Below are 16,768 nucleotides of genomic sequence, written 5' to 3' on the forward strand. Positions count from 1 at the left end.
AAGGCGTTAGGCGCCGCCGAACCGAAGATACCCACTTCCGGCATACCGATACCGGCTTTGTCAGCCAGTTCTTTAACGGTGCTCAGCAGCCACTGTTCACCGGCATTCTGTGGCTGATCGATGATCTGCACACCCATGCTGCGTTTTGCCATCCACTTGGACAGCAGTAGCGAGATCACCGAGCCGACCATACCGAACACCAGACAGAACACCAGCAGGTTGCCGAGGTTCAGACCATTGCCGCTGCGTTCCAGGTAACTGCCCACGCCGAGCAGTGACAGGGTAACGCTCGCCACCAGTACAACGGCTAAGTTGGTGGCCAGAAACAGAATAATGCGCAACATGTGCGACTCCTTTAAGGGTTGTTCTCAGTTGTCCGCAGGCGCTCAACAGAACAGATTTGAGCACGGATTTATGACAGCAAGAATGGTGATTTTTCCGCAGTTTTCAAGCGGGATTATTGTCAGGAAGGGTAATTATGGCGGCTATTCCTTTGCACTGTTATTAAAAGCACTGCGCTTAAATGATAGTTGTCTTAATTAATGCTGTGGCTGGCCGATAAATGATCAATCTATTACTCATTATCACGGGTCAGGGATCAGACCATGGCAATTACACCACGCATCAGCGAAGTTGGCAGTTTCCAGTTTATCAGGCCGGGCCGGAACAGCGATGAGCCGCTGACGGATCAGCTGGCGCGTACCCCAGATAGCAGGCTGAAAGCGGCGACAAACAGCCCGTTACAGCACTCGTCGTCAGCCGATGATGGAACCTACCGTGAACCGGTCAACCGTACTCTGTGGCAAAGTGATCAGTCCTGGACCCGTTTTGCCGGCTCACTGAACGATACCGAAGTAATTAATGGCGTGAGCCCTGAGGGGCGGGAGCAGCTGGTATCTGCCTCCGACTCTCTGAACATCCCCAAGGATTTTCGTCCCGGAGCTGTGCTGACCGATCTGCTGGCTCGCGGCGTGGAAGCGTTCAGCAGCACCAGTGGACGTTACGCTTATGCCGACGATGGCGTGCGGCCGGCGCTGAAGGAAGTCGGTAGTGTTCGTCTGAAATACGGTTATCAGGAGGAAAAATTCAGCCTGAAACTGACCACAAATTCGGGTAAGGAATTAACGCTGAATCTGACTCATCAGAGCGGCTGGGGGCAGAACGACGATGGCCGGGCACTGGAAGTGGATCAGTGGCTGGTGGACTTCAGCCTGGATGAATCGCTGAGCAAGGAAGAGCAGGAAGAAGCGCTGCAGCTGGCCTCATCACTGGATAAGCTGGCGCGGCGTTATCTGGCCAATGGCATGCTGGATCTGGAAAACCTTGGGCTGGATAAACTGCAGCAATTCTCGGCGGTATCACTCGATCTTAAAGGCGCAGGTGGTGAGAGCAGCGATCTGCTGCGCATTGAATACCGCAACGATGATGAGCAGCGCAGCCTGAATGTGTTGCTGCACGAAGACAAACTGAAGCTGGATCTGAGCAAAGCCGGTTGGGCGCAGTTGGGCACGGAAGCACAGCGGCAGGATAGCCTGAAAGAATATCTGACGCTGATCGAACAGAGCGGCGAACGCGGCAATGCCGATAAACAGCAGCTGGATTTAATGCTCGATGCCTTCGCCCTGCTGCATAAACCGGAGCAGCATCCGCAGGATCTGGCGCGGCAGGAACAGGAGCAGCCACCGCAAACGCCAACCGGAATCGACGTGGGTTTTGCCCGCAGCGGACTTACGGCGCTGAGTGGTCTGGCGGATTTCAGCTTTTCATTTCAGGCGCAGGTCAGCAAACCCAACCCTGATGCACAGCGCAATAATGAAAAGATCAGCTTTGGGCTTAATTTCGCGCAGGATACCAGAGGCGAAACCGGCGATGCCGGCAGCCTCGCCGTAGAGCAAACCCAGGCGTATCAGTTTAAGGCCAGTTTTTATGAGCCTTTGCCCTGGCTGGAGCTGGTGGATTTCAGTAAGCAGAACTACCAGTACATCGAGACCGAAGCCCGTGCCACCGAGGTGACCAGCCTGCGCTACGAAGATTTCACCCTGCAGCATGCTTCGCAGCAAAGTCAGAATGAATGGCACGAGCGGCGGCGAACCTACGTGCTGGGCAGCCTCGACAGTGATGTCAGCGAAGGCGATAAAAATCAGGACATAACCGATTTTACCGAAGCCGCGATTCTGGCTGAGCGCGAACAGCAACAGCAGCTGCTGGATGATCTGCTCGGCAGCCGCATACCGCAGCCGTGGCAGCGCTGATATTTCGCGCAGAAGTGGTTACTCCGTATTAGCCCAAAGCCGCCATTGGTTCCCCGGCGTGAATCCCTTATGATGCCCCTGTCCCAGGGGGTGGCCCGATTGTCTGAATCCGGCCTGAGATGCCATAGGTTTACCTGTGTAAACGGCAAACCCCTAGAACCTGATCCGGTTAGTACCGGCGTAGGAATGGGGGTGAGTACGCACTGTTCAGCGCGGCTCGCATCACAACCGGGAGGTTGGCGTTAAACGCAACCGGCCCCTACGCACTACCCGGGTCTTTCTTGTATTTTGAGGAATGACCCTGAATGAAAAAAACACCGCTTTCCCTGTTGGTTTTACTGGCACCACTGACCCCGCTGTCGGCTTTGGAGGCACTGGCGACTGATGACGTTACCCTCAGCACACAAACCGTGCAGGCCGATTTCCGTAAAACCGATGTGCAGCAGATTCCCGAAGCCGTCACCTTAGTTGGCAGTGAGCAGATTGAAGCCCGTTCGGCGCAGCATCTGGAACAGATTTTAAGTTTTGCTCCCAACGTTAATTTTGCCTCGGGAGCATCTCGTGGCCGCTATTACCAGATCCGTGGTATTGGCGAGCGCAGCCAGTTTGTCGATCCGGTGAATCCGTCTGTGGGCCTGGTCATTGACGGTATTGATATGACCGGTTTAGGTGCTGCCGCAACCCTGTTTGATGTGCAGCAGGTGGAAATTCTGCGCGGCCCGCAGGGCACCCGTTTTGGTGCTAACGCACTGGCCGGCATGATCAATATCCGCAGTAATGACCCGACACAGAACAGCGAAGGTTATATCAGTGCTAAAGCCGGAAACTACAGCAGTTATGGTTTGGGGGCGGCGTTATCCGGTTCGCTGAGTGATAATCTGCAGGGGCGTATTGCCGTACATGGTTTTGAATCCGATGGTTATATCGACAACGAATTTTTAAACCGTGACGACACCAACAATCAGGATGAAAAAATCGTCCGTGCTAAACTGCACTGGCAATTGTCAGAGCGCAGTGAATTAAATCTGACCTATTTATACGCGGATATCGATAACGGTTACGATGCTTACAGCCTTGATAATAACCGCACAACATTGTCGAACCGTCCGGGTAAAGATACACAGGATACCAACGCTTTTGCGCTGGCGTATAACCACGAACTGAATTCCGCAGTCCGCTTTGAAAGTGAAATTACCGGCAGCTGGAATAAAGCGGAATACAGTTACGACGAAGACTGGGCGTACGGTGAATATATCTGGCTGAGCGATGATCCTGTGTACCAGCCAGACCCATGTGATACAACTCAAGGGCCTTGTTTGGCTCCTGTTGATGGTTACAGCTCTTTTGATCAATACCTGCGTAATTTTGATCGCAACAGTATTGGCCTGCGCTTTCTATCTGGCACCGATGGCCGATTATTTTCTGATTCAACCGACTGGGTTGCCGGCATCTATATGATGCAGCGGGAAGAAACACTGAAACGCAACTACACCTATAACAACGGACAGTATCAGAGCGATCTGACCGTGGATTCGGTATCGGCCTATGCAGAACTAAGCACAGCCTTTACTCCATCCACAACTCTGACTTACGGCGTACGTGCGGAAAACTGGAAAAATGATTTCAGTGATAATGCCAATACGCTGGATGCTGCAAAAAATGATGTGGTCAGCGATACCAACGAAACCTTATGGGGCGGAAAAGTTACGCTGGAAACACTGCTGGGTGTTGACCATCTGGGCTACATCTCTCTGGCCCGTGGTTATAAAGCCGGTGGCGTGAATACTGATCCGGATATTTCCGAAGCTAACCGCACGTTCGATACCGAGTTTAATAATACGGTTGAGCTGGGTCTTAAGTCGTCTCTGGCAGACAATGCACTGAAAACCCGCCTCGCGGTATTTTATATTCAGCGTAAAAACCAGCAGGTTAAAAGCTCATATGCGGTACAAAAACCGGATAACAGCATCACCTTTCAGGACTATCTGGCCAATGCTGCTGAAGGTGAAAATTACGGACTGGAACTGGAAAGCCAGTGGCAGCTGTCTGATGCATTACTGTGGGATCTGAGCCTTGGTTATCTGCATGCCGAATTCAGCGATTACAGCTATGAGCAGAATGAGTACGACTCAAGTGGGAATGTTGTGGGCAGTACTACAGTGGATAAATCCGGCCGAGCTCAGGCACATGCACCGGAATATAGCCTGGCTACTGCGCTGACTTATGCGCTGACCGATACATTATCGTTGCGCGCAGAAAGTGAAGCTAAAGATGAATTCTATTTTTCTGACAGCCACGATGAAAAAGCCCGTGCCTCGGTACTCTGGCATGCCCGCCTGAGCTATCAGCAGGGTCCACTGGATCTTGCACTGGCCGGCCGTAACCTGACAAACCGTGAAACTGATATTCGTGGTTTTGGTGGTTTTGGTAACGACCCTCGTAATGGCTATGCCGAGAATGCTTATCGTCAGCTGGGCGAGCCGCGCCTTGTGATGCTGGAAGCTAAATATTCATTCTGATAAATGCAGCCGGACGTCAGACGTCCGGCTTATTAACTGGAGATCCAAATGGAAATATCAGTAGAAATCAGCAAGTACCCTCTGGCCGATGATTATATTCCGGCGATTAAATCTTTTATCGACCGTCTGAATCAGGTTGAAGGATTAACCATCGTGACCAATACCATGAGTACACAGGTGTTCGGTGACTATGATCTGGTGATGGATACCTTAAAAGAAGAAATGCGCCTGAGCTGGGAGCAGTTCGGCAAGAGCATTTTTGTCTGCAAATTTATCGGCACCAATCTCGATCCGGCACTTAATCCACACGGCTGAACACCGACTTTAAGCAGGAATACATAATGGCGGATATCTGGAGCAATATCGAACAGGCGGCGCAGGCCATGAGCGGCTGGGAACTGGTCGCTGTTATTCTGGGTATTGCCTATTTAGTGCTGGCCATGAAGCAGAGCATCTGGTGCTGGTACGCTGCCTTTGGCAGTACGGCTATTTTTATCGGGTTGTTCTGGAATGTCAGCCTGCTGATGGAATCGGTGCTGAATGTGTATTACCTGATTATGGCGGTCTATGGCTGGTGGCTGTGGCGTGCCAATAAAAGGGCAGATAATAAACATGAGAACTCACAGGCTTCGGCTGCTGAGTTACCAATACAGTCCTGGGGATTAAAGCAACACCTGCTGGCGATTGGCAGTGTGATTGTTCTGAGCTGTATCAGCGGTTATCTGCTCAGCGAAAATACCTCGGCGGTATTGCCTTATCTTGATTCATTCACCACCTGGGGTGCAGTGATTACCACCTGGATGGTGGCAAAAAAAGTACTGGAAAACTGGCTCTACTGGATCGTTGTCGACAGTGTTGCCATCTTCTTATATATCGACCGTGAGCTGTATTTAACGGCGCTGCTGATGGCGGTGTACGTGGTGCTGGTCATTATTGGCTGGTTTAACTGGTTGCCACAATTCAAGGCACAACTTAAGGCACAGCAGAACCGCGATGATAATACTGTGCTGACCACGCCGTCGGCGTGGAAAGTAGCCGAATAACAACAATAAGGCGATACCTATGCTGCAGCAGATTTTAGACGACTGGCCACACTGGCAATTGTGCAGCGAAGCGCCAACGCTGGATAATATCAGTCCATTACCCGGTGGACTTACCAATCATTGTTATCTGCTGCGTTTGCCGGAAGGCGATTATGTGTTGCGGGTAGAAGGGCGGAATTCCAGAGCGCTGGATATTAACCGCGCAGCCGAGCTGCAGATACATCATCTGGTGGCGGCACAGGGGCTGACGCCGACCATTCGCTTCCGTTCACCAAGCGGCCATTACTGGATTCGCGATTATGTGCCGGGCACGCCATTAACCAATCCGCAGTTGGATCTGCCACTGTTGTTAATCATGGCGCAGCAATTACAACAACTGCATCAGTTGTACCCGCCTGCCGGAATACCAAGGCTCAGCATCAGTGAAAAAGCCGGCCATTACTGGGACACTATTACTGCACATTTTGCCGTTATGGATCGTATGACTGCGGCAGCCGAAGAATTACTGGCGCTGCGTGGCCCGCTGCAAAGCCTGTTGAGCGGCGCCCCCGATAATCAACGCTGTCTGTGCCATATGGACCCGACCGCCCCCAACTGGATTCAGACTGCCGATAACAAACTGGTATTACTTGACTGGGAATACGCGGCTATCGGTCATCCGTTATGGGATCTGGCTGCTTTATTACAGGGCGTGGATTTATCCGCCGATGATGAACAGACCCTGCTGCAGGCCTATGGTTTAAAACATTATCGTGGCTGGGAATTTGCCAAAACACAGATGAGCTATCTGGCCGCACTCTGGTACCGGGCGCAGGGACTGTGGAGTGATCGGGAATTAATTGCTTATTTAAATGGCCTTAAGGCGCTGGCAGAGTAATTAACGAATTAAACCCGGCAAAGGCCGGGTTTAATTTTGGCTGCTTACGGTGCAATTTTACGCTTCAGTGCACGGGTAACCGACAGTGGCAGATTCGGCAATGAGCGTAACACCCACGGCAGAATTTTACGTTTCACACCGTTCAGGGCCTCCGGCACCATAGCCTCAATCAGGTGCGGGCCGGGATGAGCCTGTGCATATTCCAGCGCCTTGAGCAGATCTTCGGTTGTACTCACCCGTACCGCATGTACCCCCATTCCCTGAGCCAGCTGAGCGAAGTTCAGTACCGGGCCGGTAAGGTCAAGTTGCGCTTTCGCTTTAGGGCCGATTTCCTCCGCGCCAACTCGTTCCAGTTCGATGTTCAGTACCGAATAGGAAGCGTTGTTGAAAATAATAGAGGTCACGTTCAGTTGCTCGCGCGCCATGGTCCACAACGATTGAATGGTGTACATGGCGGTACCGTCACCGATCAGGGCAATGACCGGGCGATCCGGGCAGGCAATCGCAGCACCAATGGCGTTCGGTAGCCCCTGGCCGATAGCACCGCCGGTTAGGGTGATCATGTCGTGGCGCGGGCAGCCGCTGGTCATGGCGTTGAGCATCAGCCCGGAGGTGTTGGATTCATCGACGATGATGGCGTTTTCCGGCAACAGATGACCAACGGCTTTACATACTTTCTCAGCAGTCAGACGACCACGTGGGCGAGCGGGGCGCTGCGCTGCCTGTAATGCAGGAGCGTTGTTTCCGGCCCCCAGCGCAGTGGCCAATTTTTCCAGACTGGCGACGGCATCCTGTTCCGGACTGGCCAGTATGTGTACCTGACAGCCCTCGGGAGCCAGATAACTTTGCTTGCCCGGATAGGCAAAGAATGAAACCGGCGCTTTGGAATCGACCACAATCAGATGCTCAATATCCGCCAGCTGCACACCAGCCAGCTCAGCCAGATAGGCGATGCGCTCTACGGCCGGCAGGCCGGCGCCGCGTTCGATGCGGGTTGGGAAGGTTTCGGCCAGCAGACGTACACCGCTGTGGGCGGCAATTTTAGCCGCAGCGAGCAGCGCCGGTTCGCGCAGAGCCTGACCACCAAGCAGAAATGCGGTTTTGCCTCCGGAGCGGATTGCGTTGCTGATAGCGCCGACGGTGGCATCGTCGGCGCAGGGGGCAACGGTTGGTGGCAGTGGTGCTGCTGGTATACCACCGTCGCCCCAGGATACATCGGCCGGCAGAATCAGGGTTGCAACCTGACGCGGAAAGCTTCTGGCGGCGGCGACGGCCTCTGCTGCGTCATTGCACAGTTCTGCTGTGCTTTGTGAGGTGCGGACAAACCCCGGCGATACGTTGCGCGCCACGGTTTCGATATCCGACTGCAGCTGGGCATCGTATTTCACATGATAAGTCGCGTGGTCGCCGACGATATTTACCACCGGTACTTTGCCTTTACGGGCGTTATGCAGGTTGGCCAGACCATTACCCAGGCCGCAACCCAGGTGCAGCAGAGTGGCGGCCGGTTTGTCGGCCATGCGGGCGTAGCCATCGGCAGCGCCGGTGGCGACTCCTTCAAACAGCGCCAGTACGGCTTTCATTTTGGGTTCGCTGTCGAGTGCTGCAACAAAGTGCATTTCACTGGTACCCGGGTTGGTAAAGCAGACTTCGACGCCGGCATCGACCAGCGTTTTCATCAGAGCTTGTGCGCCATTGGTCATAGTTATTCTCCTGGGGCGTTTCTGCCGACTATGCGTTGGCAATAATGGATTTTGCGGCTGCCCGTGCCGTCATAATGCAGCCGGGCAGAAAAGTACCTTCGAGCGAGCGTTTGCCGTTACTGCCGCCACCGCCGAAACCGGCGGCTTCTCCCACGCAATAGAGGCCGGTTATCGGTTGATTATTCTCACCCAGAACGCGGCTGGCTAAATCGGTGCGTAAACCGCCGAGGCTTTTACGTGTAACCAGTTGCATGCGGATGGCAATAAAAGGCCCGGAACCGGGTTTCTGTAAGGGGGCAGGCTTACAGGTGCGCAAACGATCGGGCCCCCATTGGCGGGCATGCAGAATGCGGCGGATCTGGTCATCATTTTCCAGTTTTTTACCGCCAATAAAGTTTGCATCAAATTCATCAGCGGTGGCCTGCAGGGTGGCGGCATCAATATCCAGTGACTGGGTCAGCGCATTCATTTTTTCCGCCAGTCCGGCGAGCGTATCGGCGACGATGAAATCGGGGCTTTCATTCGCCATTTGCTTCACCAGGCGATGATTGCCGAGCAATGTTTCGAATAAAAACCGGAAAAATTGTTTATCGCGGATGCGCTGGTTATGTTCAGCGCCGGAAATGGCAAATTCTCTGGCGGCGATACGCCAGTTAAGTAAATGCCAGGTCCAGGGTTTTTCCTGTTCTGCAACCCGCTGACATAACCAGTGGGTATCGAAACCGGTGACCAGTGGCTCTGGTCCGATACGCTTACCTTTATGGTCCAGCCAGAGCGCTGATTTACAGGGAATCGTCGATAAGCCGTGGCCGTTAAAATGCGGATAAGGATGTGCAAAACCCGCCGCGTAATTCCACATCTCACCGGCATTAACGATATGGCCGCCGAATTTAGCAGAGGCTTCCTGATGCATTTTTCCATCGGCAAAAGGATGGGCACCATTCAGCATTGTTGCCGGTATTGGCCGCTCTTTTGGCCAGTTAGCGCGGGTTTGTTCGTGACTGCCGTTTAGTCCGCCGCTGGCCAGCACGACGGTATGAGCTGAAAAGGTAACGGTCTCACCGGATTCTTCATCAATGCCGGTTGCGCCACAGATGCTGTTATTACTGTCGTTGTTCAGTGCTGTGATTCTGTGGCGGTGCAGTAGTGTCAGAAGATTATTCTTATTGGCCCGCTGCAATGCTGCGCTAAGAATGCGGACCAGCTCGCGCGATGTACCATAAACAATGTGATAGCGGGGAACGCTGTTACCATCGCCATACATACCGCGCTCAACCCAATTGACCGCCGGCATGAATTTAACGCCTTCGTTTTTCAGCCAGTCGTATACTTCTGTGCAGGAATTTTCGACGTAATAATTTGCCCAGGCCAGAGAATGCTGGTCGTGCGTATTCAGTTCACCGAAGCGTATCCAGTCCCGCAGAGCGCGTTGCGGCGTATCAGGTATTCTCATCGCCGCCTGTAAGGATGTGCCTACCAGCGCCATGCCGCCAAATGCCCATAATGCCAGTCCGCCAAAACGCTCTGCTGAATCCCGGTCAACCAGAGTGACACGTTTGCCGGCGCGCAGTAATTCAAGCGCAGTAACGATACCGGCAATACCACCACCGACCACCAGTACTTCGGACGAAATATGCCTGGCCATATAACACACCTGTTCTGACGCTGAATTGATTACGTAACGATAAACCCCTGAAACTGTATTGGTATTGACCCGGGAGGACGGTGAAGTTGACTCTGGAAGCCGATCACCGGCAGACAATGACATATGGCGGATATTTAAGGCACCTCTGAATAATTCAGTGCCCGTTTCGGCTTACTGAAAACGTTCAGATCAAGGCGCCACGTTGAAGGCATAGCGGGTTACGTCAAAACGTGGCAACACCGAGCTGGATTTTTTCAGCAAGCCCCGAAGGGCGTGGGCTGCAGAGCGTTTTGACGGTGTTGTCGATTTTATAAAGGGCTCGCCATTCACTGCAATCGACGCCTTGTCAAAAGCACTCTGCAGCACTCACGCGAAGCTGTGCAGAATTATTCAGAGGTGCCTTAAGCGTTAAAGTACGCCGTAATGGGTATGTCTCAGATATGCCTTAAGGGGGATGAGGTGTTGCTGTTTCCGGTCTGCCGCAGGAGTTGGGTGATGAAAAATGGGCTACTGATCTTTATGGGTATTTGCTACACTTCTGGCAACTAATAATAGTATAAATTAGTCAGGGACGATCATGAATAATCCGCTTGGGCGCAGCGTAATGCTGGTTGCCATTCTGTTTTTGTCTGCGTGTAACCTTAACGAATCAAGTCTTAAACGGACATCTGTTGGCTTCAAAATTGAAGGGCTGCATTACAGTTCGCAGTCCTACAGCGGCGAAACGGATAAAAAGGGACGCTTCTTTTATAAGCCGGGCGAGATCGTAACATTTTCGGTCGGAGCAACGGTTCTGACATCGGTGAACCCCCATGGGGGCATGACATTTTCTGATTTGTTTGGTGTGTCACTTCCTGATACACAAATGACAGTGACGGAAGCCCTTACGTCTGAAAATACCAATGGCTTCCATCGTATGGCCAATGCGATGGCATTACTGATGCTGTTGGATAATGACCAGAATACCGCCAGTGGCATCGATGTAACGGCATGGCAGGAGTCCGGGAAACTGCCTGCAATCAACCTTAATCAGGATCTGTATCCCTTCTTTTATAAAACACTAGCCAGTCTGGCGGAGCAAAAAAATCTGGTAAGAGAGCGGGTGATTGTCTCTGAACCACTGATGTTTATTTATAAAAAAGCCGGAATTAAGGTTCCTGCTGGTATTGTTGTTTCAGACAATTATGCATACGAAAAAAGATATGAATACGATGAATTTGGACGGCTGATAAAAGTTTTTAGTAAGGATAAAAACGTCACCAATTTTGAGAGAATGTTTGATGGTAATGGGAGGATTACTGAGCTTAAGGAACTGAAAAATAGTTTTTGGAGTGATGCTGTAGTACAGATTAAATATGATGAAAAAGGTCTCTCAACTAGCCGGTATGAAGGACTTTCTGTCTATGTAGATGAAAATGATCCTTTGTGGGAATTTTATAAAATATATTGGGAGACTTTTGTCGAAGATAATTATGGCCCTTTTCAGTTAGGTACTACGATTTATACCTATCATGATAATGAACGCATTGCATACTATGATAAAAATATGGATGGCAGCCCTGAGTCGATAACATACAGGCGTCGGGGCTATGACTCAGAGGGTAATCTGACGTTAATCCGCAATGAAATTGACAGTTATGCTTATGGTATCATCGGAGGCGTGGTCGAAGATGTCCGGACTTATGATGAAAATGGTAATATCCATACACGAGTTACACCTGAAAAAATGGAGATTTACAGCCATGAATTCTATAAAAATGGAGCCATCCATTATTACTCAACATTCACTCAGGAGAACGAAAGCGATTGGCATGAAAGGATTCTGAATTACAATCCTGATGGTACTGTCCGGGGGGCGGCTTTCAGGGCAGGTAATGGCGATGCAGTAGAAAGTATTTCTTTTTCTCAATATGAATACGATGAGTCAGGGCGGAAGATATTATACAGCACTGACTCTAATGGTGATGGCATTCCGGGTTCTGTCGTACACTATACATATACTGATACCCCATCGGGATTGTTAGCCGATTATGAAGCTCGTACCTATAGCGGAAGTGAGCTGGGTCTGACATCGGTCATTACTCGTCATCATAGTTACGATGCTGCTGGTCATCCGGTATCGGTTGAGACCATAAATGATTATGACGCAGATGGCACTCCGGATTCTGTTGATAAAGTATTACGGGAGTTCGCTGCTGATGGTGCAGTTCTTAGCGAGGTGACGTTGCGCGATTATGATGGCGACGGCGTATTTAATGGGTCCCCTTACGATGATTACGAGCGCCAGCACACTACTGATGCTTTAGCTTATTTGATCGAATTCAACACGCCCTGGGTCATATTGTCACGCATACCGGGAGATAATGAACCGAATGATTTTTGGTTGGCTCAGCTACCATTCGGTTTCGGGCTGGCGGTAATGATATCCAATATGCCAAGTAACTAGCAGTGACGTCTTAGCAGTTTGTTTCTGAACTCCGCCGGATCTTTCTGCAGCGCCATTTCCCCCGCCTGTTGCTGCTGAATGCGGCGGGTTAATAAGCGGCTCAGCCAGAAGCGCAGGGCTGCGCCTCTTAACACTAAATTCCAGTTGTTTTTTTCTGCATCGTTTAATGGCCGTACGCTTTCGTAGCCGTTTAATAAGGCTTCCGTACAACCGGCTTTCCAGTCGCCGTTAATATCGCAGCACCAGTCGTTGGCGATGATCGCCAGATCGTAGAGCAGCGCGCCATCGCAGGCGTTGTATAAATCGAGAATGGCGCCAACCTGGCCATCAGCGGTGAAGAGGGCGTTATCATGAAACAGGTCGCCATGAATCCAACCCTGCGGCAGGCTCAGCCACTGGCTGCGCTGTTGTGTCTGAAAGCGCAGTTCGTCTTCAAGCAGCCTCTGTTCTTCACGGGTTAAGTCACTGCTCAGCTCCGGGCTGATCGCAAGCCACCAGTCAAAACCACGGCTGTCACTGCGGCGGTTATGCAGCGGCAGGGCAGCCAGATGCAGTTCCGCCAGTGCGCGGCCAATGGCTTCGCAGTGTTGCGGTTGCGGATCATGGATATGTTCGCCGGGCAGGCGCGGACAAATAATCGCCGGTTTGTCTTTCAGGCTGTGCAGCCATTCGCCATCACGTGCGGCCAGTGGCGCCGGAACCTGCAGTCCCTGTTGCCCCAGATGATGCGCCAGACGCACAAACTCACGCACTTCGCTGCTGTTATGGTGCTCAAACAGGGTGAGCACATACTCACTCTGCCGGCCTTGCTGCTGGCAGGTAACGAAGTAGTTGGTGTTTTCGATACCGGCAGTGATGCCTTTATATGAAACTAACGTACCCAATTCAAATCGGGCAAGAAAGGCTTCGGTGTCGCTCTGGCTCAGCGAGGTATAAACAGACATGGGAAGTATCCGGAGGTCAGCAGGCTGGTTGATTTTGGTCGTGTTGCGGGCCTGATTGCCGCTGGCGCCACAGGCGGGGCCATACTGGCATTCATGCCCGTCAGGGGTAATCGCCCGACAGGCTTAAAATATGGGCTTATTACCAGCGGAAGATAACCCATTTCGGTACGCGCATCTGCGGGTTATCTTTGCGTACAAACTCGTTGGTTTCCTGCTCGGAAGGAATCAGGTAGTAGGCCGGGCCGACTTTTGGCACAACTTTGATCTCGCTGATTTCGCCGTTAATACGGAATTCGTAATAGGTATTATCGCCATCGTTGCGGATGGTGACGGTCTCGCCGACAGGCTCGGCCGCAAGGGCGCTGCCGCTGGCCAGCAGAGCCGGAACAAACAGGATTGTCGCCAGAAGTTGCTGAATCTTCATGGTAAACTGCGCCTCAATAATGATTCTTCTGGTGGCATTGTACGCCGCCCGCCACCGAAACCCCAGCCAAGGATTTGACCAATATCATGTCTAAGCCAGTGATTCTCGTCGATGGTTCGTCCTATCTGTTCCGCGCCTTCCATGCGATTCCGCTTTTGACCAACTCCAAAGGTCTGCACACCAATGCCATCAAGGGCGTGATCAGCATGATCAAACGTCTGCAGAAAGATTACACCGGCTCACAGCTGGTGGTGGTGTTTGATGCCAAAGGCAAGACCTTCCGTAACGATATTTATGCTGACTACAAAGCCCATCGTCCGCCGATGCCGGATGAGCTGCGTGAACAGATTGAGCCTATTCATAACATTATCCGCGCTATGGGTTTACCGCTGCTGATTATCGAAGGGGTAGAAGCGGATGACGTGATCGGTACGCTGGCATCCCAGGCCATTGAGCATAATCAGGATGTGGTGATTTCCACCGGCGATAAAGATATGGCGCAGCTGGTCAACAGCCATGTGTCATTGATTAATACCATGACCGATACCTTCCTCGATGTGGATGGTGTTAAAGAAAAATTCGGCGTACCGCCCGAGCATATCATCGACTACCTCGCCTTAATGGGCGACAAGGTTGATAACATTCCCGGCGTGCCTAAAGTCGGTGAAAAAACGGCTGTCGGATTAGTCGCTGGCTTAGGCAGTCTGGAAACGATTTACGATAATCTCGATAAGGTTGCAACGCTGGAATTCCGCGGTGCAAAAACCATGGCCGCCCGTCTGGAAGAACATAAAGAGCAGGCGCTGTTATCGAAAGTGCTGGCCACCATTAAATGTGATGTCGATCTGGAATTCAGCCTGCCTGAAATTAAAAGCAGCGAGGCCGATAATGCTCAGCTGCTGGATTTATTCCGCGAGATGGAATTTAAAGCCTGGATTGCCGAACTGAGTCATTCGGCCGATGCTGTTCCGGCGTTTGAATTAACCGCCTCGGCCGGTTCTGTTTCCGGTCAGCAGCAGGCTGCCGAACAGGCCATGGCGGCAACGTTCAGTGGTGACGCTCAGTACGAAATTATTTTTACCCAGACAGAACTGGATGCCTGGCTGGAGAATCTTAAAAACGCAGAACTTTTTGCCTTCGATACCGAAACCACCTCGCTTAATTATAAAGAAGCCCGCATTGTTGGTGTTTCCTTTGCGGTGGAAGCCGGCAAGGCCGCCTATGTGCCGCTGGCGCACGACGCGGAATGTATTCCGGAAGGCAAAACCCAGCTAAACCGTGAAGAAGTTTTAGCTCAGCTGCAGCCAATTCTGGAAAGCGAGACGCATAAAAAAGTCGGCCAGCATATGAAATACGATATGCATGTACTGGCTAACCACGGTATTCAGCTGCGCGGTGTGCAGTTCGATACCATGCTGGAATCCTATATTCTTGATTCGGTTGCTACCCGTCACGATATGGACAGCCTGGCGCTGAAATATCTGGGCCATAAAAATATCAGCTTTGAAGAGATTGCTGGTAAGGGCAGCAAGCAGCTGACCTTTAATCAGATTCATACCGATAAGGCCGGGCCTTATGCCGCCGAAGACGCCGATATTACCCTGCGTCTGCACCAGCGCTTATGGCCGGAATTACAGGCCGTACCAAGCCTGCAAAAAGTTTTTGAAGACATTGAAATGCCGGTTATGCCGGTACTGTGTGGTATGGAAGAAACCGGTGCATTAATTGATGCCGATTTACTGCACGAACAGAGCCAGCAGATAGAACAACGCCTGCAACAGCTGGAGCAGGAAGCTCATAACGCCGCCGGTCAGGTGTTTAATTTAAGCTCGCCAAAACAGCTGGGCGAAATCCTGTTTGAGAAACAACAGCTGCCGGTGAAAAAGAAAACACCCAAAGGTGCACCCTCCACCGCCGAAGAAGTGCTGCAGGAACTGGCCGACGATGGTTACGAGCTGCCTAAATTGCTGATGGAACATCGTGGTCTGGCGAAATTAAAAAGCACTTATACCGATAAGCTGCCATTAATGATTGCGCCGGAATCCGGCCGCGTACATACCTCTTACCATCAGGCGGTGGCAGCGACCGGACGTTTATCTTCCACCGACCCTAACCTGCAGAATATTCCGATCCGCTCGGAAGAAGGCCGGAAAATCCGTCAGGCTTTTATTGCGCCAGCCGGTTATAAGCTGGTGGCTGCGGATTACAGTCAGATTGAACTGCGCATTATGGCGCATTTATCGGATGACCCGAGCCTGCTTAAAGCCTTTGCCGATGGCCGCGATATTCACCGCGCAACCGCCGCTGAAGTGTTTGGTGAAACGGAAGAAAACGTCAGCGATAACCAGCGCCGTGCCGCCAAAGCCATTAACTTTGGTTTGATTTACGGCATGTCGGCCTTTGGTCTGGCGAAACAGATTGGCGTTGGCCGTGGCGAAGCACAGGATTATGTGAACCTGTATTTCCAGCGTTATCCGGGCGTGCGCGATTATATGGATAACACCCGCGAACACGCGAAAGAACAGGGCTTTGTCGAGACCATTTTCGGTCGCCGTTTATACCTGCCGGAAATCCGCGCGAAAAATGCACCACGTCGCCAGCATGCCGAGCGTACTGCGATTAACGCGCCGATGCAGGGTTCCGCCGCCGATATTATCAAACGCGCCATGATCCGCGTTGCCGCCTGGTTGCCCGACAGTGGTTTTGATGCACGTATGCTGATGCAGGTGCACGATGAGCTGATTCTTGAAGTGAAGGAAGATCAGGCGGAAGCCTTTGCGGTAGAACTTAAAAAGCAAATGGAACAGGCGGCAGAATTAAAAGTGCCGTTAGTGGTAGAAGCCGGAATAGGTGATAACTGGGAGCAGGCGCACTGATTTTTTGTCTGATTGCTTGTCTGGTGGGCAGTGCCCACC

Annotated in this window: 11 protein-coding genes, 1 pseudogene and 1 riboswitch; of the genes and pseudogenes, 7 read left to right on the plus strand and 5 right to left on the minus strand. The window is 51.8% G+C overall.

Features of this window, described 5'->3' with window-relative positions:
• Positions 1-344: pseudogene (locus B3P58_RS01235) on the minus strand (protease HtpX); the annotation flags it as partial.
• Between the two features lie 261 nt (positions 345-605).
• On the opposite strand from B3P58_RS01235, the gene B3P58_RS01240 reads away from it, so the two are divergent.
• The 5 genes from B3P58_RS01240 to B3P58_RS01260 all read left to right on the plus strand — a co-directional run bounded on the left by B3P58_RS01240 (position 606) and on the right by B3P58_RS01260 (position 6,691).
• Entirely contained in the window at positions 606-2,252 is a 1,647-nt protein-coding gene (locus B3P58_RS01240; RefSeq protein WP_286715461.1) for a hypothetical protein, read from the plus strand.
• A 76-nt stretch (positions 2,253-2,328) separates the two neighbouring features.
• A riboswitch (TPP riboswitch) is annotated at positions 2,329-2,456 on the plus strand.
• Positions 2,457-2,557: 101 nt separating this feature from the next.
• Positions 2,558-4,771, plus strand: a complete 2,214-nt coding sequence (locus B3P58_RS01245; RefSeq protein ID WP_286715463.1) for a TonB-dependent receptor — start codon at positions 2,558-2,560, stop codon at positions 4,769-4,771.
• Positions 4,772-4,819: 48 nt separating this feature from the next.
• A complete protein-coding gene (locus tag B3P58_RS01250) occupies positions 4,820-5,086 on the plus strand; it encodes a YkoF family thiamine/hydroxymethylpyrimidine-binding protein (RefSeq protein WP_145467106.1) in 267 nt (88 codons plus the stop codon).
• Positions 5,087-5,112: 26 nt separating this feature from the next.
• The gene (pnuC, locus tag B3P58_RS01255; protein ID WP_286715471.1) at positions 5,113-5,814 is read left to right on the plus strand and encodes a nicotinamide riboside transporter PnuC; all 702 of its coding nucleotides are present in this window, start codon (positions 5,113-5,115) and stop codon (positions 5,812-5,814) included.
• A 19-nt stretch (positions 5,815-5,833) separates the two neighbouring features.
• A complete protein-coding gene (locus tag B3P58_RS01260) occupies positions 5,834-6,691 on the plus strand; it encodes a choline/ethanolamine kinase family protein (protein ID WP_286715474.1) in 858 nt (285 codons plus the stop codon).
• Between the two features lie 44 nt (positions 6,692-6,735).
• On the opposite strand, the gene B3P58_RS01265 is transcribed toward B3P58_RS01260, so the two are convergent.
• Both B3P58_RS01265 and B3P58_RS01270 read right to left on the minus strand, forming a co-directional pair.
• Entirely contained in the window at positions 6,736-8,394 is a 1,659-nt protein-coding gene (locus tag B3P58_RS01265; protein ID WP_286715477.1) for an acetolactate synthase large subunit, read from the minus strand.
• Between the two features lie 28 nt (positions 8,395-8,422).
• Positions 8,423-10,039, minus strand: a complete 1,617-nt coding sequence (locus B3P58_RS01270) for an FAD-dependent oxidoreductase (protein ID WP_230332162.1) — start codon at positions 10,037-10,039, stop codon at positions 8,423-8,425.
• Between the two features lie 577 nt (positions 10,040-10,616).
• On the opposite strand from B3P58_RS01270, the gene B3P58_RS01275 reads away from it, so the two are divergent.
• Entirely contained in the window at positions 10,617-12,485 is a 1,869-nt protein-coding gene (locus B3P58_RS01275) for a hypothetical protein (protein WP_286715479.1), read from the plus strand.
• Here the strand turns inward: B3P58_RS01275 and B3P58_RS01280 are convergent.
• Complete coding sequence (locus B3P58_RS01280) at positions 12,482-13,429, minus strand: homoserine kinase (RefSeq protein ID WP_286715481.1); 948 nt, start codon at positions 13,427-13,429, stop codon at positions 12,482-12,484. The two genes, B3P58_RS01275 and B3P58_RS01280, sit on opposite strands and share 4 nt — an antisense overlap.
• A gap of 139 nt (positions 13,430-13,568) precedes the next feature.
• Positions 13,569-13,853 carry a DUF2782 domain-containing protein gene (locus B3P58_RS01285; RefSeq protein WP_145467093.1) on the minus strand — a complete coding sequence of 95 codons (285 nt, stop codon included), beginning with the start codon at positions 13,851-13,853 and terminating at the stop codon, positions 13,569-13,571.
• An 86-nt stretch (positions 13,854-13,939) separates the two neighbouring features.
• On the opposite strand from B3P58_RS01285, the gene polA reads away from it, so the two are divergent.
• A complete protein-coding gene (gene polA, locus B3P58_RS01290) occupies positions 13,940-16,729 on the plus strand; it encodes a DNA polymerase I (RefSeq protein ID WP_286715485.1) in 2,790 nt (929 codons plus the stop codon).
• Positions 16,730-16,768: the final 39 nt, after the last annotated feature.

The sequence above is a fragment of the Thalassolituus sp. UBA2009 genome, assembly GCF_002335285.1.
Classification (GTDB): domain Bacteria; phylum Pseudomonadota; class Gammaproteobacteria; order Pseudomonadales; family Oceanobacteraceae; genus Venatoribacter; species Venatoribacter alkanivorans.